The organism is Halomonas sp. NCCP-2165 (assembly GCF_023708045.1).
GTDB lineage: Bacteria > Pseudomonadota > Gammaproteobacteria > Pseudomonadales > Halomonadaceae > Bisbaumannia > Bisbaumannia pacifica.
Genome location: NZ_BRCY01000039.1, coordinates 1 through 22,322 on the forward strand (window position 1 = coordinate 1; position 22,322 = coordinate 22,322).

At 68.3% G+C, this 22,322-nt stretch carries 24 protein-coding genes, 1 tRNA gene and 1 rRNA gene; 11 read left to right on the top strand and 15 right to left on the bottom strand.

What is annotated here, in order from left to right; genetic code table 11:
- Both rrf and NFU04_RS15030 read left to right on the top strand, forming a co-directional pair.
- Positions 1-72: ribosomal RNA gene (gene rrf / locus NFU04_RS16515) — 5S ribosomal RNA — on the top strand; the annotation flags it as partial.
- Positions 73-315: 243 nt separating this feature from the next.
- Complete coding sequence (locus NFU04_RS15030) at positions 316-519, top strand: hypothetical protein (protein ID WP_251310240.1); 204 nt, start codon at positions 316-318, stop codon at positions 517-519.
- Between the two features lie 75 nt (positions 520-594).
- Here the strand turns inward: NFU04_RS15030 and NFU04_RS15035 are convergent, their stop codons facing one another.
- Positions 595-1,410: a Tim44 domain-containing protein gene (locus NFU04_RS15035; RefSeq protein ID WP_251310241.1), complete on the bottom strand. Its 816-nt coding sequence runs from the start codon at positions 1,408-1,410 to the stop codon at positions 595-597.
- A gap of 102 nt (positions 1,411-1,512) precedes the next feature.
- Between NFU04_RS15035 and NFU04_RS15040 the strand changes: the two genes are divergently transcribed.
- Positions 1,513-2,088 carry an isochorismatase family protein gene (locus NFU04_RS15040; protein ID WP_251310242.1) on the top strand — a complete coding sequence of 192 codons (576 nt, stop codon included), beginning with the start codon at positions 1,513-1,515 and terminating at the stop codon, positions 2,086-2,088.
- A 7-nt stretch (positions 2,089-2,095) separates the two neighbouring features.
- Here NFU04_RS15040 and yaaA read toward each other — a convergent pair whose 3' ends face one another.
- Together yaaA and NFU04_RS15050 are read right to left on the bottom strand one after the other, a co-directional pair.
- Positions 2,096-2,875, bottom strand: a complete 780-nt coding sequence (gene yaaA, locus NFU04_RS15045) for a peroxide stress protein YaaA (protein ID WP_251310243.1) — start codon at positions 2,873-2,875, stop codon at positions 2,096-2,098.
- 94 nt (positions 2,876-2,969) lie between these two features.
- The gene (locus NFU04_RS15050) at positions 2,970-4,001 is read right to left on the bottom strand and encodes an NADP(H)-dependent aldo-keto reductase (RefSeq protein ID WP_251310244.1); all 1,032 of its coding nucleotides are present in this window, start codon (positions 3,999-4,001) and stop codon (positions 2,970-2,972) included.
- 236 nt (positions 4,002-4,237) lie between these two features.
- Here NFU04_RS15050 and NFU04_RS15055 point away from each other — a divergent pair, with 236 nt between their 5' ends.
- Together NFU04_RS15055 and NFU04_RS15060 are read left to right on the top strand one after the other, a co-directional pair.
- Positions 4,238-4,762 carry a tetratricopeptide repeat protein gene (locus tag NFU04_RS15055; RefSeq protein ID WP_251310245.1) on the top strand — a complete coding sequence of 175 codons (525 nt, stop codon included), beginning with the start codon at positions 4,238-4,240 and terminating at the stop codon, positions 4,760-4,762.
- Between the two features lie 90 nt (positions 4,763-4,852).
- Entirely contained in the window at positions 4,853-5,362 is a 510-nt protein-coding gene (locus NFU04_RS15060) for a 3'-5' exonuclease (RefSeq protein ID WP_251310246.1), read from the top strand.
- A gap of 11 nt (positions 5,363-5,373) precedes the next feature.
- Here NFU04_RS15060 and NFU04_RS15065 read toward each other — a convergent pair whose 3' ends face one another.
- The 7 genes from NFU04_RS15065 to NFU04_RS15090 form a co-directional block, all read right to left on the bottom strand.
- On the bottom strand, positions 5,374-5,922 hold the full coding sequence (locus NFU04_RS15065) for an LOG family protein (RefSeq protein WP_251310247.1): 549 nt from the start codon (positions 5,920-5,922) through the stop codon (positions 5,374-5,376).
- A gap of 115 nt (positions 5,923-6,037) precedes the next feature.
- Positions 6,038-6,163, bottom strand: coding sequence for a hypothetical protein (locus NFU04_RS16420; RefSeq protein ID WP_285835163.1), 126 nt, complete (start codon positions 6,161-6,163; stop codon positions 6,038-6,040).
- 41 nt (positions 6,164-6,204) lie between these two features.
- A complete protein-coding gene (locus NFU04_RS15070) occupies positions 6,205-6,726 on the bottom strand; it encodes a DUF501 domain-containing protein (RefSeq protein WP_146803368.1) in 522 nt (173 codons plus the stop codon).
- Positions 6,695-7,024 carry a hypothetical protein gene (locus NFU04_RS15075; protein ID WP_146803369.1) on the bottom strand — a complete coding sequence of 110 codons (330 nt, stop codon included), beginning with the start codon at positions 7,022-7,024 and terminating at the stop codon, positions 6,695-6,697. Before NFU04_RS15075 ends, NFU04_RS15070 begins: the two co-directional genes overlap by 32 nt.
- A gap of 54 nt (positions 7,025-7,078) precedes the next feature.
- Positions 7,079-7,549: a Cys-tRNA(Pro) deacylase gene (gene ybaK, locus NFU04_RS15080; protein ID WP_198058475.1), complete on the bottom strand. Its 471-nt coding sequence runs from the start codon at positions 7,547-7,549 to the stop codon at positions 7,079-7,081.
- Positions 7,546-7,959 carry an acyl-CoA thioesterase gene (locus NFU04_RS15085; RefSeq protein ID WP_251310248.1) on the bottom strand — a complete coding sequence of 138 codons (414 nt, stop codon included), beginning with the start codon at positions 7,957-7,959 and terminating at the stop codon, positions 7,546-7,548. Before NFU04_RS15085 ends, ybaK begins: the two co-directional genes overlap by 4 nt.
- 86 nt (positions 7,960-8,045) lie before the next feature.
- The gene (locus NFU04_RS15090; protein WP_251310249.1) at positions 8,046-8,480 is read right to left on the bottom strand and encodes a hypothetical protein; all 435 of its coding nucleotides are present in this window, start codon (positions 8,478-8,480) and stop codon (positions 8,046-8,048) included.
- Between the two features lie 57 nt (positions 8,481-8,537).
- Between NFU04_RS15090 and NFU04_RS15095 the strand changes: the two genes are divergently transcribed.
- Complete coding sequence (locus NFU04_RS15095; RefSeq protein ID WP_251310250.1) at positions 8,538-9,722, top strand: MalY/PatB family protein; 1,185 nt, start codon at positions 8,538-8,540, stop codon at positions 9,720-9,722.
- Between the two features lie 35 nt (positions 9,723-9,757).
- On the opposite strand, the gene NFU04_RS15100 is transcribed toward NFU04_RS15095, so the two are convergent.
- A complete protein-coding gene (locus NFU04_RS15100; protein ID WP_251310251.1) occupies positions 9,758-10,687 on the bottom strand; it encodes a thioredoxin family protein in 930 nt (309 codons plus the stop codon).
- Between the two features lie 379 nt (positions 10,688-11,066).
- Positions 11,067-11,143: transfer RNA gene (locus NFU04_RS15105), tRNA-Met, on the bottom strand.
- Between the two features lie 200 nt (positions 11,144-11,343).
- Here NFU04_RS15105 and phbB point away from each other — a divergent pair.
- On the top strand, positions 11,344-12,090 hold the full coding sequence (gene phbB / locus NFU04_RS15110; RefSeq protein WP_251310252.1) for an acetoacetyl-CoA reductase: 747 nt from the start codon (positions 11,344-11,346) through the stop codon (positions 12,088-12,090).
- 66 nt (positions 12,091-12,156) lie between these two features.
- Here the strand turns inward: phbB and NFU04_RS15115 are convergent, their stop codons facing one another.
- The gene (locus tag NFU04_RS15115) at positions 12,157-14,946 is read right to left on the bottom strand and encodes a DUF349 domain-containing protein (protein ID WP_251310253.1); all 2,790 of its coding nucleotides are present in this window, start codon (positions 14,944-14,946) and stop codon (positions 12,157-12,159) included.
- Between the two features lie 213 nt (positions 14,947-15,159).
- Here NFU04_RS15115 and minC point away from each other — a divergent pair, with 213 nt between their 5' ends.
- From minC to sbcB, 4 genes are all read left to right on the top strand, one after another.
- On the top strand, positions 15,160-15,903 hold the full coding sequence (minC, locus tag NFU04_RS15120) for a septum site-determining protein MinC (protein WP_251310254.1): 744 nt from the start codon (positions 15,160-15,162) through the stop codon (positions 15,901-15,903).
- Positions 15,904-15,959: 56 nt separating this feature from the next.
- Positions 15,960-16,778 carry a septum site-determining protein MinD gene (minD, locus tag NFU04_RS15125; protein ID WP_251310255.1) on the top strand — a complete coding sequence of 273 codons (819 nt, stop codon included), beginning with the start codon at positions 15,960-15,962 and terminating at the stop codon, positions 16,776-16,778.
- A complete protein-coding gene (gene minE, locus NFU04_RS15130; protein WP_251310256.1) occupies positions 16,775-17,026 on the top strand; it encodes a cell division topological specificity factor MinE in 252 nt (83 codons plus the stop codon). Before minD ends, minE begins: the two co-directional genes overlap by 4 nt.
- Before the next feature lie 107 nt (positions 17,027-17,133).
- Positions 17,134-18,624 carry an exodeoxyribonuclease I gene (sbcB, locus tag NFU04_RS15135; protein WP_251310257.1) on the top strand — a complete coding sequence of 497 codons (1,491 nt, stop codon included), beginning with the start codon at positions 17,134-17,136 and terminating at the stop codon, positions 18,622-18,624.
- 64 nt (positions 18,625-18,688) lie between these two features.
- Here sbcB and NFU04_RS15140 read toward each other — a convergent pair whose 3' ends face one another.
- Both NFU04_RS15140 and NFU04_RS15145 read right to left on the bottom strand, forming a co-directional pair.
- Positions 18,689-21,544 carry an insulinase family protein gene (locus tag NFU04_RS15140; protein ID WP_251310258.1) on the bottom strand — a complete coding sequence of 952 codons (2,856 nt, stop codon included), beginning with the start codon at positions 21,542-21,544 and terminating at the stop codon, positions 18,689-18,691.
- On the bottom strand, positions 21,541-22,230 hold the full coding sequence (locus NFU04_RS15145) for an SOS response-associated peptidase (protein ID WP_251310259.1): 690 nt from the start codon (positions 22,228-22,230) through the stop codon (positions 21,541-21,543). The genes NFU04_RS15140 and NFU04_RS15145 overlap by 4 nt, the downstream gene beginning before the upstream one ends.
- Positions 22,231-22,322: the final 92 nt, after the last annotated feature.

Below are 22,322 nucleotides of genomic sequence, written 5' to 3' on the forward strand. Positions count from 1 at the left end.
CTCAGCAGTGAAACCGCTCAGCGCCGATGGTAGTGTGGGGTCTCCCCATGCGAGAGTAGGTCATCGTCAGGCACTTCTTCAGAGAAGCCCCGATCATCATCAGATGGTCGGGGTTTTTCGTATGCCTGGCCGTTAGGTAGGCCGGGACCCTCGCCGGCTCGGGGCGTTCGGCCGGTGCCAGGGGAGACTCTTCATGGAAGGTATCCACGGGTGTGACTGGCTTACAAACCCATACAAAGGCCCGCCCTCGGTCCATCGAGGGCTCTGCTATGGTGAATGTCGGTAATGTCCACAGTGGGATCTCAGGAGGAGACGATGACAGGCATGATGCGTTATCTGGCGATCGCGGCCCTGGCGGCCATGATGGGGATGGGGCTGGCCGCTTGCGAAGATGATCCGGGGCCGGCGGAAGAGGCGGGACAGAATATCGATGAGGCCATGGAAGAGACCGGCGAGAGCATCGAGGAGATGGGAGAAAGCCTTGAGGAGAGCGCCGAGGGGAGCTCCGGCGGGTATTGATTCAGGGCCTTGGCAAGGGGCTACGACAAGGCCGGGCAGATGCCCGGCCTTGATCGTTTCCAGCCGTGAGGAGGCTCAGGTGCCCGCGTTCTGCTCGATACCCTGGAGGTACCAGGGAGCATCCTCGCGGAGCTCACGAATCAGGTGCCAGGTCTCGTTGAACTCGTTGTGCTCGTCGTTCTCGTCGATGATGCCGTGGAAGATCACCGTGGCCTCGGCCTGGTTGCCGATCTCCTGGACGCTGCCCAGCTCGGCGAACAGGCGCACGATCTCGGTACGGTTGTTGGCCGGGTGCTGATCGCGCTCCTGGCGCAGCAGGTTGTAGAGCTCGGGGGTGACATAGTCCTGGATCTGAGAGAAGTCGTTATTGTCCCAGGCCCGCTGCAGGGTCATGAAGTGCTCCTTGGCGCCGCCCAGGAAGCGCTCCCGGTCGAACCACTCGGGCTCGCTGCCCAGGCCGCCGAGGCTACCCGGGGCCGGCGTGGACTCGGCCTGGAAGGCCTGAGGTTCGGGGCGCTGCTGAGCTGGCCCGGCGGCGGCGGGAGCCATACGCCGGCGGGCCAGCAGCCGGAACAGCAGGAAGGCGATACCGGCGACCAGCAGGATATCCATCAGCCGAAGCTCGTCGAAGGCGCCGCCGAAGAAGAGGGCGGCCAACAGGCCGCCGGCCAGCATTCCCCCGAGCATGCCGCCCAGGCCGCGGCCACGCGAGGGGTTGGCTGCCTGGTTGGGTGTTTGGCCCTGGGTGGCCTTGGCGGTGGTGGGCGGCGAGGCGGAGCGGGAAACGCTACCGATACTGCCGCCGCCACCCAGGCGGCGGGCTTCCGCGTGGTCGACGGCGAGGCCGAAGCCGAGCACGCCGACCAGCAGCATGACGAAGAGATGGCGCATGGGATATCTCCAGAGTTGAAGGATGGTGAGGTGTCAGAAAGTCTCGGGCCCTCTATTCTAGCCACTACGCGAGGCAGCGGAACCAATTATCGGAGAGAGACCATGCGCCTGGAATCTGAGGAAAGCCTGTTGTTGATCGTCGACCTGCAGAGCCGCCTGTTACCGGTGATTCATGGCGGGGAGCAGGCGGTGGAGGAGGCGAGCTGGCTGGGCGAGGTGGCTCAGGCCCTGAGCGTACCGGTGTGGATCACCGAGCAGTATCCCCAGGGACTGGGAGGCTCCGATCCGCGGCTGGTGGCGCGTCTGCCCGAGGCGCGCATCTTCCAGAAGGCGCACTTCGGCGCCCATGACGAGGCGCCCTTCGCCGAGGCGCTGCGCGAGAGCGGCAGGCGTCAGGTGGTGATCTGCGGCAGCGAGGCGCATATCTGCGTGCTGCAGAGCGCCCTGGGGCTGCTGGATGCCGGCTACGAGGTCTACTGGCTGGCGGAGGCCACCGCCAGCCGGCGCCCGGAAGAGGCGCGGCTGGCTCGCGAGCGGGTAACCGCCATGGGCGCGATCCCGGTGAGTGCCGACATGGCGGCCTATGAGTGGCTGAATCGCTGCGATGACGAGCGTTTCAAGGCCGTTCATCGCGCCTACCTGCGGGAACGCTCGGATCGCTCCCTGCGTTTCTTCTGAGGGGGCCTCAGGCCGCCGCTTCGGGGCGGGTAAAGACCAGGGTGTCTCCCTGGGACAGCTCGGCGTCGAAGCGATAGCCGGCCACGTCGAATTCCTTGAGCCGCTCCGGGTCCTCCAGGCGCTGACGAATCATCCAGGCGGCCATCAGGCCGCGGGCCTTCTTGGCATAGAAGCTGATGATCTTCAGCTTGCCGTTCTTCTCGTCCTTGAACACCGGGGTGATGACCCGGGCCCGCAGCTTGCGAGTATCGATGGCCTTGAAGTACTCGTTGGAGGCCAGGTTGACCAGCACCGGGGTGCCGCTGTCGGCCACCGCCTTGTCCAGCTCGGCGGTCAGCAGCGGCTTCCAGAAGGCATAGAGGTCCTTGCCGGCGGCATTCTCCAGCTTGGTGCCCATCTCCAGGCGGTAGGGCTGGATCAGGTCGAGGGGGCGCAGCAGGCCATAGAGACCGGAGAGAATCCGCAGATGGCGCTGGGCGAAGGCGTTCTCCTCGTCGTCGAAGCTCGCCGCCTCCAGGCCCACATAGACGTCGCCCTGGAAGGCCTGGGCGGCGGGCTTGGCATTCTCGGGGCCGAAGGGAGGCGCCCAGTCGGCGAAGCGGGCGGCATTGAGCCCGGCCAGCTTGTCGCTGATGCCCATCAGCTCGCTGAGGCGCTGCGGGGAGTAGTCGCGCAGGATCTCGATCAGTGCCTGACTGCGCTCCAGATAGTCCGGCTGGGTGTGGATGGCCGTGGTGGCCGGGGTCTCGAAGTCCAGCGTCTTGGCGGGCGAGATCACGCTCAGCATGGGGCGCTCCTGGGTCCTGATGAAGAGAGTGTCGAGTATATCAGGCGCTGTCTCCCCCCGGGGCTATCGAGGCGATAGCCCCGGGGGCGCGGCCTCAGGGGCAGGGGTTGGGCTGTCGCCGATGGACCGCCTCGATGGCTTCCAGTACGGCGGGCTCGAGCTTCAGGGACTCGCTGGCCAGGTTGCTCTCCAGCTGCTCCATGGTGGTCGCGCCGATGATATTACTGGTCAGGAAGGAGCGGGAATTGACGAAGGCCAGGGCCATCTGCGCCGGGTCCAGGTCGTGTTCCCGGGCGATCTCCACATAGGCCCGAGTCGCCTCCATGGCGCTCTGGGAGTTGTAGCGCTGGAAGCGCTCGAAGAGGGTCAGGCGCGCGCCGGGGGGCCATTGGCCATCCAGGTACTTGCCGGAGAGCACCCCGAAGGCCAGCGGCGAATAGGCCAGCAGGCCGACGTTCTCGCGATGGGCGATCTCGGCGAGGCCGATCTCGAAGGTGCGATTGAGCAGGTTGTAGGGGTTCTGGATGCTGGCCACCTTGGGCAGGCCGAGGCGCTCCGCCAGGCGCAGGCTCTGCATCAGCCCCCAGGGCGTCTCGTTGGAGAGGCCGATGGCGCGAACCTTGCCGCTCTCTACCAGTTCCTGGAGGGCCGAGAGGCTCTCCTCCAGGGGCGTGCTGACCTCCTCCTCCTTGTGCTCGTAGCCCATGCGGCCGAAGAAATTGGTGTAGCGATCGGGCCAATGCAGCTGGTAGAGGTCGAGATAATCGGTCTGCAGGCGCCGCAGGCTGGTCTCCACCGCCTGGTGGATCTGCGCCCGGGTCAGCCGCGAGCCGCCCCGCAGGTAGTCCATGCCGGGGCCGGCGATCTTGCTGGCGATGATCACGTCGTCCCGGGAGCCGCGGGCCTTGAGCCAGTTGCCGATGTAGGTCTCGGTGCGCCCCTGGGTCTCGGCGCGGGGCGGCACCGGGTACATCTCGGCGGTATCGATGAAATTGATACCGAAGGCCACCGCCCGGTCGAGCTGCTCGTGGGCCTCGGCTTCGCTGTTCTGCTCACCGAAGGTCATGGTGCCCAGGCATAGGCGACTGACCTCGATTCCGGTGTCGCCAAGCGGTCGGGTCTGCATGGATCCACTCCTGATCTCGCGATAATTTAGGGCATGGTAGCCAGGCCCCGGGGCGGCGGCAAACCCGATGCGGCCGAAGGCCGCCCCGCCGAGGGTTGAGTCGCCCCGGTGAGGGGCGTATGCTTGCGGCCCATTCGCCAGAACAGCGGGTTTTGGCGATGCAGTGACGCTTGGGCCTATGCTGTATCAGGAGCCGGCCCATCTCTTCGCTACTCAGGAATGCAAGGTTGTTTGCCATGCCGCAGGCATCTTCACTGTTCACGCGCCTTGAATATCGACTGGCGGAGCAGCTCTTTCATCTGCGCTGGTTGCCGCGTTCGCCGCGTACCCAGCGACTGACCATGCATCTGTTCCAGCGCTGCGCCGATGCCGGTCATCCCGGCGCCCTGTCTCTCTACGGCCATATGCTCTTTCACCGCGGCGTCTCGCCCCAGGACAAGGCCCGCGGTGCGCGCTATGTCCTCGAGGCGGCGCAGGGTGGCGATGTCCGCGCCCAGTATCAGCTGGCCGCTATCTATGAGCATGGCTGCGCCCAGTACCCGCGTCGCGATGACCATGCCGTGACCTGGTATGCCCGGGCCGGCGAGGCGGGCCATCCCCTGGCCGCCGAGCGCCTGGCCAAGGCCTATTGCCGGGGAGAGCTCGGCCTGGCGGTGGATGCCGAACAGGCCGCCTACTGGCAATCCCTGGCCGATCGTCAGCTGGAGCCTGCCCTCTGGTCGCCCCCCGACCTGCCCGACGCCCCCGCCTCACGCCACTGAATTCGACCCGGCGCCGCTAACCCAGTAGGCTGGAATGATCCCGGGGTCACCATGACCCCGGCCGCCCCTTGTTAACCAGAGGATGCCCGAGTGACGCTGCCGACACTGCTGGATATCGAGGCGTCCGGGTTCGGGCGCGGTAGCTACCCCATCGAGGTGGGCATCGCGCGGGCCGACGGCAGCAGCTGCGCCTTCCTGATCCAGCCCCTGGCGGAGTGGGTGCACTGGGATCCCAAGGCCGAGCTGCTGCATGGCATCTCCCGGGCGCGTCTGGCCCGCGAGGGACACCCGGTGGATGAGGTGGCGCGCTGGCTCAATGATGAGCTGGCCCAGGTGGGAGTGGCCTACAGCGACAGCTGGGGGTACGACAACACCTGGCTGTCGCTGCTCTTTCATCACGCCGGGGTGCTGCCGCGTTTTCGCCTGGAGGCGCTACGCCGCCTGCTCGACGAACGGCAGCAGGCGCTCTGGAAGGTGACCAAGGAGGCCCTGGTGGTGGAGTTGGGTATTCATCGGCACCGCGCCGGCGACGATGCCCGCCTGCTGCAGCAGACCTATGCGCGCACCCGGGCCTTGGCACAAGGCAGCACCGCCGACTGAGCGATCGCCATTCAGCCCGCCAGGCGGGCCTCCAGGGCGTCGAGCAACGCCTGGGGCGTGGTCGCGGCGAGCAGCCGATCCCGGGTGCGTTGATCCAGGAAGCCCGCCGCGACGGTACCGTCCATGAAGTCCAGCAGGGGCGTGTAGAAGCCGCCGCTGTCGAGCACCCCCAGGGGCTTGTCGTGGAGTCCCAGGTAGTGCCAGGTCCAGATCTCGAACAGCTCCTCCAGGGTGCCGATGCCGCCGGGCAGGGCGATAAAGGCGTCCGCATGGGCGGCCATGGTGGCCTTGCGCTCGTGCATGTCGGTGACCCGAATCAGCTCGCTGAGCCCCTGGTGCGCCTGCTCCCGAGCCACCAGGTGGCGGGGCATTACGCCGATCACCTGACCGCCCGCCGCCAGGGCGGCATTGGCGAGGCGCCCCATCAGGCCGACCCGGGCGCCGCCATAGACCAGGCGATGGCCACGCCGGGCGATCAGTCGCCCCAGGGCCTCGGTGGCCTCGCGGTGGCGGGGGTCCTCGCCATCCCGCGAGCCCAGATAGACACAGATACTTGCCATGCATCACTCCTTGCTCGTCGTGGAGCGGCGTCCGGCCGCCATATCCTGAATCGTCTCCCCAAACGCGGAAGGGGCACCCGGCGGTGCCCCTTCCCGGGTCGTGCCTCGGTCGCGCTTAGCGGCTGCTGCGGCCGGCATCGCGACGCATGGCGTCACGCAGCAGCTTGATGCCGACGCCGCTGATGACGAACATGCTGCCGATCAGGGCCAGGCTGGCGACCACATGGGTATCGAAATACATGGGGAATATCTCCTTCAGAAGGGTGTCAGGGGGAGGGGGGATCAGGGCAGGCAGTCGGCGACGCCATACTCGGCGTCCAGCCACTGGCCGATGATATTGTCGCCACCCAGGTGGTGGGCGTACTGGGTATGCAGGCAGCGCACCTGGTCCCAGTTGGCGATGCCGCCGATGCCGCGGTGGCGCAGCAGCTCCGCATAGCCCAGGCGCTCTGCCTCGGCCTGCTGGGTCGGGCTCATGGAGGCCCAGCGACGGGCCACATAGTCCTCGTGGCTGCGGTGGTAGGCGGCCAGGAAGTCGGGATCTTCCTTGAGGCGGGCCTCCAGGCGCTTGATCACCCCGGCGGCCTCGATATGCGACAGCTCCACCTTGAGGCGCTCGGAGCAGAGCCAGAAGAGGGTCGGGAAGGGCTTGCCGTCGACCAGGGAGTGCATGCGCAGCACCAGGGGGGTGCCTTCGCCATCGGTAGCGACCACGGCCTGAATGCCTCGCGGGGCACGGCCGAGCTGCTCGGTGATGATCGCCAGTTGACGCTCATCGGGAATCTGATCGGTGGGGATCACCATCTTGGGGGTCTCGCAGAAACTTGTTCGAGCGCCCCACGGCACGGAAGAAGGCTTGATTGAGCTGGGCCGGCGTGGGCACATAGCACCACTGCCGTTCACAGTAGTCGAGGGCCCGAGCCATCAGCGCATCGTAGAGGCGGTTGAAGGGAGCATCATAATCGTAAGGGTCGGCCCCGAACAACCGGATATGCGGGTAGTCGGCGAATCGTTCCACGAAGTAGCGCTCGAGATCCGCCTCCACGGCGCGATGGGTCGCGGTATTGTCGGGGTCGAGCCACAGGTTGTAGCGGATCGCCATGACGGCCTCCTGTCGCGGGGGATAGGCCTGAGACAACGGTCGGGCGGGAAAGGCTCACGCCCGTGCCAGGTCGGCGAAGCGTCCGGCGCAGAGGCGAGCCAGGTCGGCCGGGGCCAGGGCCACTTCCAGGCCCCGCTTGCCGGCGCTGATATGCAGCGTCGACAGCGCCTCGGCACGGCGATCGATAAAGGTCGGCAGGCGCTTCTTCTGCCCCAGCGGACTGATGCCGCCGACCACATAGCCGGTGGCTCGCTGGGCCGCCTCGGGTTCCGCCATCTGAGCCTTCTTGGCGCCGGCGGCCCGGGCCAGGGCCTTGAGGTCGAGCTGATCGGTCACCGCCACCAGGGCCACCGCCAGGCGACCATCATCGAGCTTGGCCACCAGCGTCTTGAACACCGTCTCGGGGGCGAGGTCCAGGGCCTCGGCGGCCTCCAGGCCATAGGCGGGGGCGCGCGGGTCATGGGCGTAGCTCAACACCCGATGGGGCGCGCCGGCCCGCTCCAGGGCGCGGATGGCCGGGGTCACGGGGTGGCCTCGGCGGCGACGTCACGCAGATGCGCCTCCAGGCGCTGGCGCAACTCGCCCTCGATGGGCAGTGAGCACTTGGCGGCGTGGTCATAGTGGACCATGACGGTATGACCGCGGGCCCCCAGGCGCCCCTCCTGCCAGGCCTCCTGGGTCACGGTCAGGGAGCTGTTGCCCAGCCGCGTCAGGTAGGTGCGAATCGTCACCGGCTGGCCATAGAAGAGTTCGGCCAGGTACTCCACCTCCAGCTTGGCGAGGATCAGGCGCCACTTGCGCGGATCCAGGTCCGGCGTAAAGAGACGAAAGAGGTCGGTGCGCGCCTGCTCGAACCACACCGGCAGCCGGGTGTTGTTGATATGCCCCAGGGCGTCGGTATCGGTGAAGGCTGGGGTGAGCTGGGTGGTGAACATGGAGGATCCTCGCTGGCAAAGGGGTCAGCATTAACCCGAGCAAACGCTAGGTCAAGTCGACATCCGGAGAAGGGGGGGCGCCGCGGTCAGATGAGTCGCAGCCCCTGGCGATCGGTCCAGGCCGCCTTCAGAGCCTGCGCCAGGGGTTCCTGCAGGTGAGCCGGCAGCGCCGCCAGGGCGGCGTCGAAGTCTGCGAAGTCGCGGTTGCGCAGCCAGCAGTAGGCCCAGGCGCAAGCCTCGTCGAAACTCTCCGGGGTGGGGCGGGCCGGCATCTGCACCAGCAGGAAGGTGGCCGTCTTGGCGGCCCAGAGGGGCACCCGCTCGGCGGCCTCGACGCGACTCCAGGCGGCCAGCTCCTCGGCGCTGGGGGTGGCTTCCGGCTCGCCGAGCTTGGCGACCCGCGCCGTCTCGGCGAGGATCAGGGCCAGGCGCTGGGGATCGCCCTGGCCCAGGTGTCGCCACTGGTCGATCAGGGCGGGGAGGCCTTGACGAACCTTGGCGTAGAAGGGACTTTCCTGCATGGTCAAACCCTGATAAGTGGTGCAATGGCGCCAGCAATCAACTGACGAGGAGCAGACATGGCCTTCGATTTTGCCACGCCCATCGAGCGACGGCATCCCGACGCCCGGGGTATCGACGCCGGGCCGTCCGATTGGCCCTCCCAAAAATGGCATCGCTACGGGGAGTCGGTGCTGCCGCTCTGGGTGGCCGATATGGATTTCGCCTCGCCGCCGGCGGTGGTCGAGGCCCTCCAGGCGCGGGTCGCCCATGGCGTCTTCGGCTACGGGCAGGTGCCCGATGGCCTGCGCCGGGCCCTCTGCGACTGGAGTGCCGAGCACTATGGCTGGACCATTCACCCCGACTGGCAGCACTGGCTGCCGGGGGTGGTGCCGGCCCTGCAACTGGCGGCCATGGCGCTGACCGAGCCCGGCGAGGGGATCCTGACCGTCACCCCCATCTATCCGCCCTTTCTCAAGGTGGCCGAGCGCAGTGGGCGGCTGGCCCAGCAGGCGCGGCTCGCCGAGCCGGCGGCCCCCGGCGAGCCCTGGCGCCTCGACCTGGCGGCCCTGGAGGCGGCGATCACCCCGCAGACGCGGCTGCTGCTGTGGTGTCATCCGCATAACCCCTCCGGCCGGGTCTGGCGTGACGAGGAGCTGGCGGGGTTGGCGGCGCTGGTGGAGCGCCACGATCTGCTGGTGGCCTCCGACGAGCTGCATTGTGACCTGCTGCTGGAGGAGGGCGCCCGACACCGGCCTCTGGCGGCGGCCTATCCCGAGCTGGCGGCGCGGATCGTGACGCTATGGGCGCCCTCCAAGACCTTCAACCTGGCGGGGCTGACCACCGCCTGTGCGGTGATCCCCGATGCCGAGCTGCGGCGGCGCTTCGTGGCGCGCTGCCGGGGCCTGCAGCCGGACATGAACGTGCTGGGGATGGTGGCGGCGGAGGCGGCCTACGCCCAGGGCGAGCCCTGGCGACAGGCGCTGCTGGCGGTGCTGCGTGATAACCGTCGGCGCCTGGCGGAAGCGGTGGCCGAATGGCCCGGGGTGTCGATGACGCCCCCCGAGTCCACCTACCTGGCCTGGCTCGACATGCGCCAGGCGGGCCTCGGCGAATCGCCCCAGCAGGCGCTGCTGGACGGCGCCGGGGTGGCGCTCTCCGACGGCGCCGACTTCGGCTGGCCCGGGTTCGTCAGGCTCAACTTCGGCACCACGCCGACGCAGCTGACCCAGGCCATCGAGCGCCTCGACACCCTGCTGAGATAGCCGACGGCCGCCTGAGGGCGGCCGTGGTGCAGGGTTCAGTAAAGCAGGGCGAAGAGCTTGCGACGATAGGTGACGGTGAGCGGGTGATCCGCCCCCAGGGCATCGAAGACCCGCAGCAGGGTCTGGCGGGCCGCATCATCGCCATAGGCGCGGTCCTGTTTCATCAGCGTCAGCAGGGCCTCCAGGCCGGTCTCATAGTCGCCATCGGCGACCCGGCGCAGGGCGCGCTGGAACTGGGCCTCGCTGTCGTCCCGGTCGCCGAGGGCGGCGAGGGCCTGGTCGTCGGGGGCCTCCTGGCGAAACTCCAGGCTGGCGCGCACGCCACGGGCCTTGGGGGCATCGCGGTGCTCCGGGGGCAGGTTGTCGAGCAGGGCCCTGGCATCCTCGGCGCGGCCCTCGGCGAGCAGGGAGCCGGCCAGGTCGATCTGGTAGTCGTGATGCTCGGGATGCTGCTGGACCAGTTGCTCGTAGAGGGCGCGGGCGCCGGCCGCGTCGCCGGCCTCCAGGGCCGCCCTGGCCTGCTCCTCGGGGCTGGCCGGCGCCTCCGCCGGGGGTTGCAGGTACTGCCCCAGCCATTCGCGGATCTGCCCCTCCGGCAGGGCGCCCTGGAACTGATCGTAGAGCTGGCCCTGGAGGATCAGCTTGACGTCCGGCACCGAGCGGATCCCCAGCTGGGCGGCGATCTCCTGATTCTCGTCGATATTCAGCTTGGCCAGCACGAAGGCGCCCTGATACTCCCGGGCCAGCTTCTCGAGCACCGGCATCAGGTTCTTGCAGGGCTCGCACCAGGGGGCCCAGCAGTCCAGCAGTACCGGGGTCTGCATCGAGCCTTCCAGCACCACCTGCTGGAAGTTGCTCATGTCGATATCGACGATATAGGCGCTGGGGTCGGCCTGGGATTGCGGGCTGGACGCTTGCGGCTCGGAGGTCAGGGGGGCACCGCTGCGCGGGTCGACGATCTGCATGGGGTCTGCCTTGTAAAGCTCGGGTTTCCTCACAAGATGCGGGTGACGACGGCCGGATTCAAGGCTTGCCTCAAGCGATCGACAGGGGCGGTCGATAGAAACGCCAGCACGACTCCCTAAGGAACTGGCCTTTCTCTATGTTTGGTAGCGGGGACCGCTGATCTTGAAACCAGAGCGAGTCGGTGACCTTCCCGGGGTGGTGAAGAGTCGAGCCCGATGCTTTCTCGCAAAGCAAAAAGGCAGTCACCTTGTTAGGTAACTGCCTTTTCTAAATTGGTAGCGGGGACCGCTGATCTTGAAACCAGAGCGAACCGATGACCGTCATCGGTTCGGCAACGAAAAAGGCCGACTCCCTAAGGAATCGGCCTTCTTCTATGTTTGGTAGCGGGGACCGGATTTGAACCGATGACCTTCGGGTTATGAGCCCGACGAGCTACCAGACTGCTCCACCCCGCATCAACGTGATGCACACTATACGGATTTTATGACGTACGTCAAGCGTTGACGGCGAGTGTGCAATGAAACGCTCGTCTTGTTGCACTGCGGCATTACATACTGGCCGAGCAGTCATCAACTTGACTCGCGGGTCGACGACACTGGGTTTGCCCCAAGGGCACCACGTCGTCATTCAGGGCCACTAACAAGGGAGTTACTCTATGACCGATACAGCACCCGTCGCTTGGGTCACCGGGGGTACCGGTGGTATTGGCACCGCTATCTGTCGCGCCTTGGCCAAGGAGGGCTATCGGGTGGTAGCGGGATATCATAATGCCGAGAAGGCCAAGGGCTGGCTGGCCCAGCAGCAGGCCGAGGGCTTCGATAATATCGTCCTGTCGGGTATCGATCTGGTGGACTACGCCTCCTGCGAGGCGGGGATCAACGAGATCCGTGAGCAGCATGGTCCCGTCAGCGTGCTGGTCAACTGCGCCGGAATCACCCGGGACGGCACCCTGAAGAAGATGACCCCGGAGCAGTGGCACGAGGTCATCGATACCAACCTCAACAGCGTCTTCAACACCTGCCGCAGCGTGATCTCGGGGATGCTGGCGCAGGGCTACGGGCGCATCGTCAACATTTCCTCGATCAATGGCCGCAAGGGGCAGTTCGGCCAGGTCAACTATGCGGCGGCCAAGGCGGGGATGCATGGCCTGACCATGTCCCTGGCCCAGGAGACCGCCAGCAAGGGAGTGACCGTCAATACCCTGTCGCCGGGCTATGTGGCCACCGACATGATCATGAAGATTCCCGAGGAGATCCGCGAGGGCATCCGCGAGGGGATTCCGGTCAAGCGTTTCGGCACCCCCAAGGAGATCGCCCGGGCGGTGGTTTTCCTGGCCGGCAAGGAGTCGGGCTTTATCACCGGGGCCAACCTGGATATCAACGGCGGCCAGTTTATGGGCTGATTCCCGCCCCCCAGGGGGCGACAAGACGCGAGGCCCAGGCCTCGCGTCTTGCGTTGGGGCGCCGTGTCAGGGCGGCGGCAGGTGCAGCAGGCGGGCCAGCAGGGTATCCAGCTCCTGGACTTCCCGCTCCCAGAGCGCGGCGGGAACCGGGCCGGTGGCCAGTAGTTCGCGAAGCAGGCCGTGAATCTCTTCGGCCCGGGAGAGTTCGCGGCCCAGTCCCTCGTTGAGGCGTTCCACCTGGATGGCCAGGCGCAGCGGCTCATCCTGTTGCCCCACCGGCTCGCCGGCCAGCAGCGCCAGGTGGACCCGCAGTCGGATCAGCTGCTCTTCCACGTCCTGGGGTGTGGCGCGGTGGCGCCGGGCGGCGTTGCGTCGCTCGTGAGCCCGATGCATGTCACCTTCCAGGGTGCCCGGATCGGGCACCTCGGCCGCCGAGCCGCCGCCCAGGGCCTCGGCATCCGCCGTCAGGTGCGCTTCCAGCAGGGGGCGCAGGGCCTGCCAGCGGGCCACTTCCTCGCTGACCGCCAGGCGCAGCAGGCGCTCGCGGCGGGCTCGAACGATGCCGCTCCAGCGCCGGCGCATGCCTTCGCTGCGGCGCCCCGAGGGCAGGGGTTCCAGGGTTTCGGCCTCGGCGATGGCTCGGTCGAGGGCCGCGGTATCCTCGCTGGTCTGGGGTTGCCAGGCATCGAGGCGGTCGATCAGGGCCTGCATGGCCTCCAGGCGCGCCTGACTACGGCGAGCGCGATCGTCCCGTTCCGCCTCTCGATGGGCGAAGAGCTGGTCGCAGAGGCCGCGAAATTCTCGCCACAGCATCTGCTCCTCGCCCTTGGGGGCGCGACCCAGGGCGCGCCAGCGCTGTTGCAGGCGTTTGGCTTCGGCGGTGCGGCGGTCGATGGGGGCGCCGTCGCCGAGCAAATGACGGGCGCTCTCGATCAGCTCGCGCTTGGCGCTGGCGATCTCCTGGGCGCGGTGATCGATCAGCCCCTGCAGCTCATGGCGGATGCGCCCGAAGCGTCGCCCGACGCGTTCCGCCTGCTCCCGGGGCACCGGCGAATGCTGGAGCCACTGTTCCCGGGCGCGATCGCGGATCTCGCGCAGGGCGTCCGGGTCGGCGGCGGGATCCGGGTGGGCCAGCAGGGCCTCGAGTTGCTCGCAGAGCGCCTCCCGCGCCTCCAGATTATGCTGTCGCTCGGCCTGGCGGGCGGCCTTCCAGGGGCCGAGGCGTGCATGGATTCGATCCGAGGCGCCGCGGAAGCGCTCGGCGAGCTCCCGGGTGGCGGCGGCGCTGCCCAGTTCCTTCCACTCCTTGATCAGCCGGCGGTGCTGGTGATCCAGCTCGCGATCACCGAGCTGGGTGTCGTCGGCCAGGGCCTCGATGGCCTGGCAGAGCTGATCGCGCTTGGGGCCGGCCACGAAGCCGCGCCAGTCACGTAGCTCCGCGAGCTGGGCGGCGAGGCGCCTGAAGCGGGCCAGGGGCGCCGCATAGGCCTCTCCCGATACTCCCTCTAGGTGCTGGCGCAGGCTCTGGTGCAGGCGGCTGGCGCCCTTGAAGGCCCCTCGTTCCAGCAGTTGCTGGAGCTCATCCAGCTCCTTGTCGAGCCAGGCCACCGAGGGGCGCTGGCCGGCTTGGGTCTCTTCGGCCTGGGTCAGGGCGGCGCGGGCGCGTTTCAACAGGGGCGTGGGTGGCAGTCGCTCGGGCCAGGCGCAGTCGTCCAGGGCGCGGGCCAGCGCGGCGGCATCGCGCGTCGCCAGGGCCTGCTCCAGGGCCTCGGCGCGAGGCTGGAGGCTCTCCCAGGCCTGGCTGATGGCGTCATAGCCGGCCAGCACCTGGTCATAGCGCCGGCGCAGGGTGGCATCCGGGGCATGCTGATCCGAGAGTGCTTGCCAGCGGCTGGCCAGCAGGCGCTTCTGGGAGCGCAGGCTATCGATGTCCTGGGCCGTGATCAGCTCGCTGCACTGCAGGGCCGTGAGGCTCTCCTCCAGGGCTTCGACCAGTGCCTGGCGGGTCTGGTCGGCATCGGCCTGACGCTGGCTGGCGGCCTGATGAGCCTGATGGTGGGCCTCATGGTCGCTGAGGGTCTTGCGGCAACGCAGGCAGGCCTCCTGGTAGCGCGCCTCCTGAGCCGGAGTGGAGGGGGCTTGCAGCGATTCCCACTCCCGTTGCAGGTGGCGAAAGCGCCCGGCATACAGGGGCTCCCAGGGGGCCTGGGCCTGCTGCTCCAGGGCGTGCAGCAGGCGTTCGCGCTCGGCCTGGGCCCGGCGAGCCTGGGCGGCATCGGCGCGGCGCGCGGCCAGTGCCTTGCGGGCCCGGCGAGCGACCTGCTTGTCGCGCTTGGCCTCCCGGGCCAGGCGCGTCAGGCCGGCCTCGCTGGTCACCCGCTCGGCGGCGGCACGGCGCACCCCGGCGATGCCGTTGTCGCAGGCCTGGCGAATCAGTCGTGATTCGTCATCGAGCCGCGCCAGGGCGGCCAGGCGTAGCTGCTGATTATCGCCCTCGAAGGCCAGGGCCTCGAGCAGGTCGGCGTCCTCGAGGTCGGCGACCAGGGGCAGGCGCTCGGTCAGCGGCAAGTCGCCATCGCGGCCGCAGAGCAGCTCGCCCAGGCGGCGTCGCAGCTCCGGGCTGCTCGAGTCGGTGTCCAGCCAGGCGAGCAGGGGGCGAGGGTCGGTCAGCCGCGACAGGGCCATCTGACGAACGCCGGCATCGCGATCCCTGGCGAGCCGCTCCAGCGCTCGGTGATCGGTGGGCTTGCCGGGCGTCAGCCTGAAGGCGGCCTGGCGGCGTATTTCCGGGTCGGGGTGCTGCCAGCGTGGCGCCAGCCAGCGGCGCAGCCAACCCGAAGCGATCCATCCTGCCATGATGAAAGGGGTTCCTGGGCGAATCGGCCGCGGCTCGGGGCCGCGACGCGTCAAGGGTCGATATCACTAATCTAAGCATGCGCCGTGTTCCCGCGAAAGTCTCGTTATGCCAACGGTTTGGCGCCTCCCGGGCGGCCTGCGTGAAGAACATCGGTTGCAGGAGTCGGCGCACTCGCTTAGCTTTACTTCCAATATCCGATGCGGAGTCCGGCGATGAGTCTGAAGGCGGATCGGGCCAGTCTGGCCTTTTCCTTCAAGGGGGGGCTGCTGCCCATGACGGTCATGGAGTTGACCAGTGCCGACCCCGAACGCATTCGCGAGCAGCTGGCGGGCAAGCTCAGCCAGTCTCCGGCCTTTTTCCAGCATACCCCGGTGGTGCTCAGCGTCGAGCGCCTCGACGAACCGCACCTGGCCCTGGAGCGCATCTGCGCGGTGTGCCGGGCGCACAAGTTGCTGCCGGTGGCGGTGCGCGGCGGTAGCGATCCGGTCAAGCAGTCGGCCTGGGCCCTGGGGCTGGGCTGGTTTCCGCCCCAGGACGCGCGCCCCCGGTCGCTGGAGAGCGTCCCCGTCGGCGACGCCGCGGGCTCCGCCCCCTCGAGCGCCGCGGTGGCGGAGCCCGCGGCCGTCCCGGCGGCGCGCATCTATCGTGGCACGGTTCGCTCGGGGCAACAGGTCAGTGCCCCCGAGGGGGACCTGGTGGTGATCGGCGCCGTCAATGCCGGTGCCGAGGTGCTGGCCGCCGGCAGCGTGCATGTCTATGGCGCCCTGCGCGGCCGTGCCCTGGCGGGCATTCATGGTAATGTCGCGACGGGGATCTATTGCCGCGAGCTGCATGCCGAACTGCTCTCGGTGGCGGGCAACTACAAGCGCCTGGAGGACGTCGATCCGCGCCTGCTGGGGGGCGCCGTGGAAGTGCATCTCAGCGATGATCAACTGGCGATCGCGGCCCTGGACTGACACGTCCGAGGGGGCGCGAGCCGATCGGGAACCCAATCTGCAACAGGAAGCGTAACTTGGCCAAGATCATTGTAGTGACCTCAGGCAAGGGCGGGGTCGGCAAGACCACCAGCGCCGCGGCCATTGCCACCGGCCTGGCCCTGCGAGGCAAGAAAACGGTAGTGATCGATTTCGATGTGGGGCTGCGTAATCTCGATCTGATCATGGGCTGCGAGCGGCGTGTGGTCTACGACCTGGTCAATGTGATCCAGGGCGAGGCGGGCCTGGCGCAGGCACTGATCCGTGACAAGCGGGTCGACAGTCTGCATATCCTGCCGGCCTCCCAGACCCGCGACAAGGATGCCCTGACCTCGGAAGGGGTGGAGAAGGTGCTGGAGACCCTCTCCAGTGATTTCGATTACATCCTCTGCGACTCCCCGGCGGGCATCGAGCGGGGCGCACAACTGGCCATGTACTTCGCCGACGAGGCGATTGTGGTCACCAACCCCGAGGTCTCCTCGGTGCGCGATTCGGATCGCATCCTCGGCCTGCTGGCGGCCAAGACGCGCCGCGCCGAGCGGGGCGAGGACCCGGTCAAGGAGCACCTGCTGATCACCCGCTACAATCCGGAGCGGGTCGATCATGGCGATATGCTCACCCTGGAGGACATTCGCGAGATCCTGGCCATCGACCTGATCGGCCTGATTCCCGAGTCCGAGGCGGTGCTGCGGGCCTCCAACCAGGGGATCCCGGTGGTTCACGATCAGAAGAGCGACGCCGGCCTGGCCTATGCCGATACGGTTTCTCGGTTGCTCGGCGAAGAGGTTTCGCTGCGCTTCCATGAAATTCAGAAGAAGGGCCTGTTGAGCCGCATGTTCGGAGGAGGTCGCCGTTGAAACTCCTGGATTTTTTCCGTGGTGAACGCAAGAAGAGCGCCTCGGTCGCCAAGGAACGGCTACAGATTATCGTGGCCCATCAGCGTAGCCAGCGCGACCAGCCGGACTATATGCCGATGCTGGAGCGGGAACTGCTGGAGGTGATTCGCCGCTACGTCAAGGTCGACCGGGATGCCGTGAGCATCAGCCTGGATAAAGATGACGACTGCTCGGTGCTCGAGCTCAACGTGACCCTGCCCAAGGGCTAGTCATCGTCGGTGACGGCCATCGCTCCGTTGCCAGCGGGTCATGGGCTGAGCCCGGCGGGGGTCTATGCTAGGCTGGGCCCACTTACGGCCCTGTCTGGAGATCGTCAATGGCGCAGTCCGACGCCGCACCGCGCACCTTTCTTTGGCATGACTACGAGACCTTCGGGGCCGATCCGCGCCTGGATCGCCCCTCCCAGTTTGCCGCCATCCGCACCGATGCCGAGCTCAACGAGATCGGCGAGCCCCTGACCCTCTACTGCAAGCCGGCGGACGATTACCTGCCCCACCCCCAGGCCTGCCTGATCACCGGTATCACCCCCCAGGCGGCGCGTCGCCGCGGCCTGCCGGAGGCGGAGTTCGCCGGCCGGGTCAATGCCGCCATGAGCGAGCCGGGCACCTGTGCGGTGGGGTACAACAGCCTGCGCTTCGACGACGAGGTGAGCCGGCACCTCTTCTATCGCAATCTGATCGATCCCTATGCCCGGGAGTGGCAGAACGGCAACTCGCGCTGGGACCTGATCGATGTGGTGCGCGCCTTCCACGCCCTGCGCCCGGAGGGGATCGAGTGGCCGAAGCGCGAGGACGGGGCCCCCAGCTTCCGCCTGGAGGACCTGACCGCCGCCAACGGCATCGAGCATGCCGGTGCCCATGATGCCCTGGTGGATGTGCGCGCCACCATCGCCCTGGCCCGGCGGCTGCGGGAGTGCAATGCGCGACTCTTCGACTACCTGCTGGGGTTGCGCAGTAAGCGCGAGGTGGCGCGCCGCCTCGACCTGGCGTCCCGCAAGCCGCTGCTGCATATCTCCCAGCGCTACCCGGCCAGCCGCGCCTGCGCCGCCCTGGTGATGCCCCTGGCCGAGCACCCCAGCAACCCCAATGGGGTGATCGTCTATGACCTGGCGGAAGACCCGGAGCCGCTGCTGACGCTGAGTCCGGAGGCGATCCGCGAGCGGGTCTTCGTGGCCGCCGACGAGCTGGCCGAGGGCACCGTGCGGGTGCCCCTCAAGGTGATCCATATCAATCGCAGCCCGGTGATCATGCCGGTGAGCTTCCTCAAGGACGTCAGCGGGCCCCAGTCCGGCGAGTATGGCGAGATCGTCGCGCGCATGGGCCTCGATCTGGCGGCCTGTCGGCGTCACTGGAAGCGCCTCCACGAGGCCCCGGAGGCGGCCCGCAAGGCGGCCCAGGTGTTCGCCGAGGCGCCGCCGGAGGGGCCCCGGGACCCCGACCTGATGCTCTACTCCGGGGGCTTCTTCTCCCCCGCCGATCGCCAGCAGATGCAGCGAGTGCGGGATAGCGACCCCTGGGACCTGGTGGAGGCGCGCTTCGCCTTCCAGGACCCACGGCTGGAGGAGATGCTGTTCCGCTATCGGGCGCGCAGCTATCCGGAGACCCTGACCAGCGAGGAGCAGGCCCAGTGGGAGGCCTACCGCTGGAATCGCATGAACGATGCCCGCCTCGGCGGCCTGACCCTACAGGGCTTCGCCCGGGAGATCGAGCGGCTCAATCAGCTCAGCCTGGAGGAGCGTCAGCGACAGATCCTCGAGGAGCTGGTGATGCATGTGGAGGCGATCATGCCGCCCCAGGCCTTCGGCTAGGCGTGGCACTGACAGAAATGCCCGGCCCGGGAGAGCTCCCGGGCCGGGCGTTTTTTGTGTCTGGCTATTCGTCGGCGTGGCGCGGCAGGGGGGGGAGGTCGCGGCTCAGGGCCAGGACGTCGCTGGGCTCGTCGCCGGGATCGAAGGCCACGTCCACCGGGGGCTCGCGGCGCAGGGTCTGCCAGGCCCGGCGTAGCCGCCCGGCATCCACCGCCATGACCTCGGCGGCCAGCCGCTCGCGGCGATCGAAGGCCTCGTCGCCCAGGGCCAGGTCGCGCCACAGGCGGTCGGTGAGCTGGCCGAGGGAGGTGTCCCGGGCCAGTAGCTGGTCGCGAACCGCCTGGCGGTAGGGGGCCAGGGTGGCGTCGTCCAGCGCCGCGAGGGTGGCGTCGAAGGTCTCCAGGAAGGCGTCGATGTGCTCGCCGATGGCCTGGCTCCCGGTCTCCGGGGACTGCACCAGCAGGGCGATGCCCGGCGCATCCAGCAGTGGCCGGTAGCCGGCATTGACGATATAGCCCAGCTGCTCCTCGGTGCGCAGCCGCGTATAGAAGGGGGTGCTCAGCCGTTGACCGAGCACCGCCAGCTCCGCCTGGCTGGCCAGGGTGCGGTCGGGGCCCTGCAAGTAGCGCAGCAGCAGCGACTCCTGGCGCTGGCTGTCGGGCCGCAGCGGCGGCAGGTCGACGGCCTCCAGGGGGATCAGGTCGGCGATGGCATCGGCCGGGAGGCGCGGTGCCAGGGTCGCGAAGACCCCCTGGGCCTGCTGTTCGGCCAGGGCGGCATCCAGGTCGCCGATGGCCATGGCCTCGATATGCAGGGCCGCCAGGAAGTCGCGGCGGTAGGCGCGCAGGGCCTCGCTGTCGAGGGGGGCCAATGCCTCCAGCAGGTCGGCCGTCGGCCATTGGGGACGGATCAGGGCCTCGCCCAGGGTGCGGTTGGCCTGCTGGTAAAGGGCCGACAGGGGCGCGTTGCGCCACTCCCGGGCCAGGCGTTGCTTGACTCGCGCCAGGCTCGCGTCGGTGATCTCGCCCGTGGTCAGTTGCGCCAGGGCCTCCTCCATCACCCGGGCCTGGCGATCTCGCCAGCCGGAGAAGCTCAGGGTCAGGCCGCGGGCGTGGGCATAGGCCGAGAAGTGCTGCCCCGCCAGGCGCGCCGGATAGAAGGCTTCATTGAGGCTGTCGTTCAGCCAGCCCGCCAGCAATTGGCTCAGCACCGCCTGGTGGGGCGATGCGCTGGCGTCGGGGTGCTGAAGGCTGAAGCGCCACTCCACCTGGGGCGTGCGGAAGCCGCCGTGGGCCTGATGCCAGAGTCGCGCCCCCGGGGTCTCCAGGCGCAGCTCGGGCCGCTCGTCCTGGGCGCCCAGCAGGCTCAGGTCCCGGGCGATAAAGGGGTTGGGCTCGGGCAGCGACAGGCCGCCCAGGGGCTCGGCTTCGGGCCAGTCGACCCGGGCCTCGGCCCGGTAGGGGGCCTGGAACCAGGGGGAGGTCGACTCGCCCTCCACTTCCGGACCGCTGTAGAGACGGATCAGTCGCTCCGGGGTCAGGGCCTCCAGGTAGGGCGTCAGGCGCTCGGCAGCGAATTCGCCCATGCGGTAGGGAGCATAGAGCACGTCCTCCGCGGGGTAGTCGGCCAGGCTCATGGCCAGGCGAGTCACGCCGTGAATCGGCTCGCCATGCTGGATAAAGCGGAACCGCTGCTCCGCCAGGCGTGCCTGCTCCTCGTAGCGCCAGGCCTGCGGGCCGGTCTCCCGGAGTCGCGCGATGGTGGCGAACAGGCTGGCCTGGATGGTGTCGAGGCGCTCGGCACCGTCTGGCGTCAGGCTGACGGTCACCGCGAAGAGGGCGTTCTCGCCGTCATCGCGGGTCAGGCCGGCGGCGAGGGCGTCGGCCAGGCCCGCCTCGCGCAGCGCGGCCAGCAGGCTGCCCTCGCCCTCGTGGCCCAGCAGGTTGGCCAGGAAGTCCGCCGGCTTGAAGGGGTAGTCGCGGATCGGGTCGGGGAGGGGGAAGAGAAAGCTCACCTGCTGGCGGTCGCGCAGCGAGCGGGTCGCCAGCGCCAGGGGCAGCGTCTCGTCGAGGACCAGGGGCGCGGCGACTCGGGGGGGCTCCAGGCCGCGGTCGACGATGGCGTCGAAGCGTTCCCGCACCAGGGCCTCCTGGGTGTCCAGGTCCTGGGGTGCGATAAGCGCCAGGTGCATCACATTGGCATCGTAGTGGCGCTCGTAGAAGTCGATGACCCGCGCCCGCAGGCTGGGCTCCCCTTCGGCGGGGTCGGCCAGGGTCTCGCGGCTGCCCACCGAGAAGCCGGTGCCGGGGTGCGCGGGGTTGAGGAATTGATTAAGCACGTCCTGCTCGCGGCGTGCCTCGTCGCGAATTCGCGCCTGATACTCGGAGTGGACGATATTGCGCTCGCTTTCCAGGCGGTCGGCATTGAACAGCGGCGCGATAAAGAACTGGCTGAAGCGATCCAGGGCGCCGGGCAGGGCCTCGGGCTCGATATCGAAGAAGTAGTTGGTGTCATGGGGGGCGGTAAAGGCGTTGTGGCTGCCACCATGACGGTTGATATAGCCCTGATAGGCATCCGCTTCGGGGAAGGGCGCGGTGCCCAGGAAGAGCATATGCTCGAGGAAGTGGGCCAGGCCCGCCAGGTCCTCGGGGTCGTCGGCGCTGCCCACGCTGACGTTCATGGAGGCGGCGGCCTTGTCCGCCTCGGGGTCATGCACCAGCAGGGCGGTCAGGCCGTTGCTCAGGGTCAGCAGCCGATAGTCGCGGATATCCTGCGGGCTGGTATGGGGCCTGGTGGTCTCGACGCTTCCCGATGGCTCGCCGGGCGCTTCGGCTCGGGCCGGTCCCGGGACGAGGGCGGCGAGCCAGAGGACAGCCAGCAGCATCAGGGACCGGGAAACGAGAGGGGGCGAAAGGGTCATGGGTTCTCCTGGTCGGGGGTCGCGCGCAGCATGGGGCCGGTGGGATAGCCACAGGCCCACTCCTGGTGCCTGGGATCATTCACTCGTCTAGATACCGGAAAGGCGCCCAACAGTTCCCCGGGGGCCGGCGATAGCAGGGCGCGGGCCTGTTCCAGGGGCATGCCGGGATCGAGCCACCGGTGAGCGACAGAGGCGTCGATCAGCGCCGGCAGTCGGTCGCTGAGCGGCGTCAGCAGTGGCGGCGTGGCCACCGTGATCAGGGCGCAGGAGTCGGCGAACTCGGTCAGGTTGGTGTGGTAGCGGCACCATAGCCCCGCCAGCAACAGCGGGCCACGGTCGGCCCGGGTGACCAGGAAGGGCTGCTTCATGCGTGGCTGGGGTTTCCACACATAGATTCCGCTGGCCGGGATCAGGCAGCGGCGAGCGGCGAAGGCCTCGCGGAACATGGGGCGCGTCTCCAGGGACTCCGCCCGGGCACAGTGGGGGGCGTGGTCGAGCACCTTGAGCCAGGGCGGCGTCAGCCCCCAGAAGGCGTTGGCCAGGGTCAAACGGCCGGCGGCCAGGCGTACCATCGACAGCGGCTGGCGCGGTGCCAGGTTGGGGCTGGTCAGTGGGGTGGCCTCGAGGCGCAGGCCCGGCAGCAGCCGTTCCAGGTCCATGGGGGCGATATGCAGGCGGCCTGCCATAGCGACTCCTGAGCGGCGGAGGGCCTCAAGGGTAGCGGCTTCGCCGGGGGCTGAAAAGCACTCATGCCGGTGTCGGGCTTGCGTTTGTGGCC

Excerpts from the sequence above, each read along its gene's own strand:
- NFU04_RS15030 (WP_251310240.1), top strand. The coding sequence starts at position 316 with ATGACAGGCATGATGCGTTATCTGGCGATCGCGGCCCTGGCGGCCATG.
- NFU04_RS15035 (WP_251310241.1), bottom strand. The coding sequence starts at position 1,410 with ATGCGCCATCTCTTCGTCATGCTGCTGGTCGGCGTGCTCGGCTTCGGC.
- NFU04_RS15040 (WP_251310242.1), top strand. The coding sequence starts at position 1,513 with ATGCGCCTGGAATCTGAGGAAAGCCTGTTGTTGATCGTCGACCTGCAG.
- yaaA (WP_251310243.1), bottom strand. The coding sequence starts at position 2,875 with ATGCTGAGCGTGATCTCGCCCGCCAAGACGCTGGACTTCGAGACCCCG.
- NFU04_RS15050 (WP_251310244.1), bottom strand. The coding sequence starts at position 4,001 with ATGCAGACCCGACCGCTTGGCGACACCGGAATCGAGGTCAGTCGCCTA.
- NFU04_RS15055 (WP_251310245.1), top strand. The coding sequence starts at position 4,238 with ATGCCGCAGGCATCTTCACTGTTCACGCGCCTTGAATATCGACTGGCG.
- NFU04_RS15065 (WP_251310247.1), bottom strand. The coding sequence starts at position 5,922 with ATGGCAAGTATCTGTGTCTATCTGGGCTCGCGGGATGGCGAGGACCCC.
- NFU04_RS16420 (WP_285835163.1), bottom strand. The coding sequence starts at position 6,163 with ATGTATTTCGATACCCATGTGGTCGCCAGCCTGGCCCTGATCGGCAGC.
- NFU04_RS15070 (WP_146803368.1), bottom strand. The coding sequence starts at position 6,726 with ATGGTGATCCCCACCGATCAGATTCCCGATGAGCGTCAACTGGCGATC.
- NFU04_RS15075 (WP_146803369.1), bottom strand. The coding sequence starts at position 7,024 with ATGGCGATCCGCTACAACCTGTGGCTCGACCCCGACAATACCGCGACC.
- NFU04_RS15085 (WP_251310248.1), bottom strand. The coding sequence starts at position 7,959 with ATGTTCACCACCCAGCTCACCCCAGCCTTCACCGATACCGACGCCCTG.
- NFU04_RS15090 (WP_251310249.1), bottom strand. The coding sequence starts at position 8,480 with ATGCAGGAAAGTCCCTTCTACGCCAAGGTTCGTCAAGGCCTCCCCGCC.
- NFU04_RS15095 (WP_251310250.1), top strand. The coding sequence starts at position 8,538 with ATGGCCTTCGATTTTGCCACGCCCATCGAGCGACGGCATCCCGACGCC.
- NFU04_RS15100 (WP_251310251.1), bottom strand. The coding sequence starts at position 10,687 with ATGCAGATCGTCGACCCGCGCAGCGGTGCCCCCCTGACCTCCGAGCCG.
- phbB (WP_251310252.1), top strand. The coding sequence starts at position 11,344 with ATGACCGATACAGCACCCGTCGCTTGGGTCACCGGGGGTACCGGTGGT.
- NFU04_RS15115 (WP_251310253.1), bottom strand. The coding sequence starts at position 14,946 with ATGGCAGGATGGATCGCTTCGGGTTGGCTGCGCCGCTGGCTGGCGCCA.
- minC (WP_251310254.1), top strand. The coding sequence starts at position 15,160 with ATGAGTCTGAAGGCGGATCGGGCCAGTCTGGCCTTTTCCTTCAAGGGG.
- sbcB (WP_251310257.1), top strand. The coding sequence starts at position 17,134 with ATGGCGCAGTCCGACGCCGCACCGCGCACCTTTCTTTGGCATGACTAC.
- NFU04_RS15140 (WP_251310258.1), bottom strand. The coding sequence starts at position 21,544 with ATGACCCTTTCGCCCCCTCTCGTTTCCCGGTCCCTGATGCTGCTGGCT.
- NFU04_RS15145 (WP_251310259.1), bottom strand. The coding sequence starts at position 22,230 with ATGGCAGGCCGCCTGCATATCGCCCCCATGGACCTGGAACGGCTGCTG.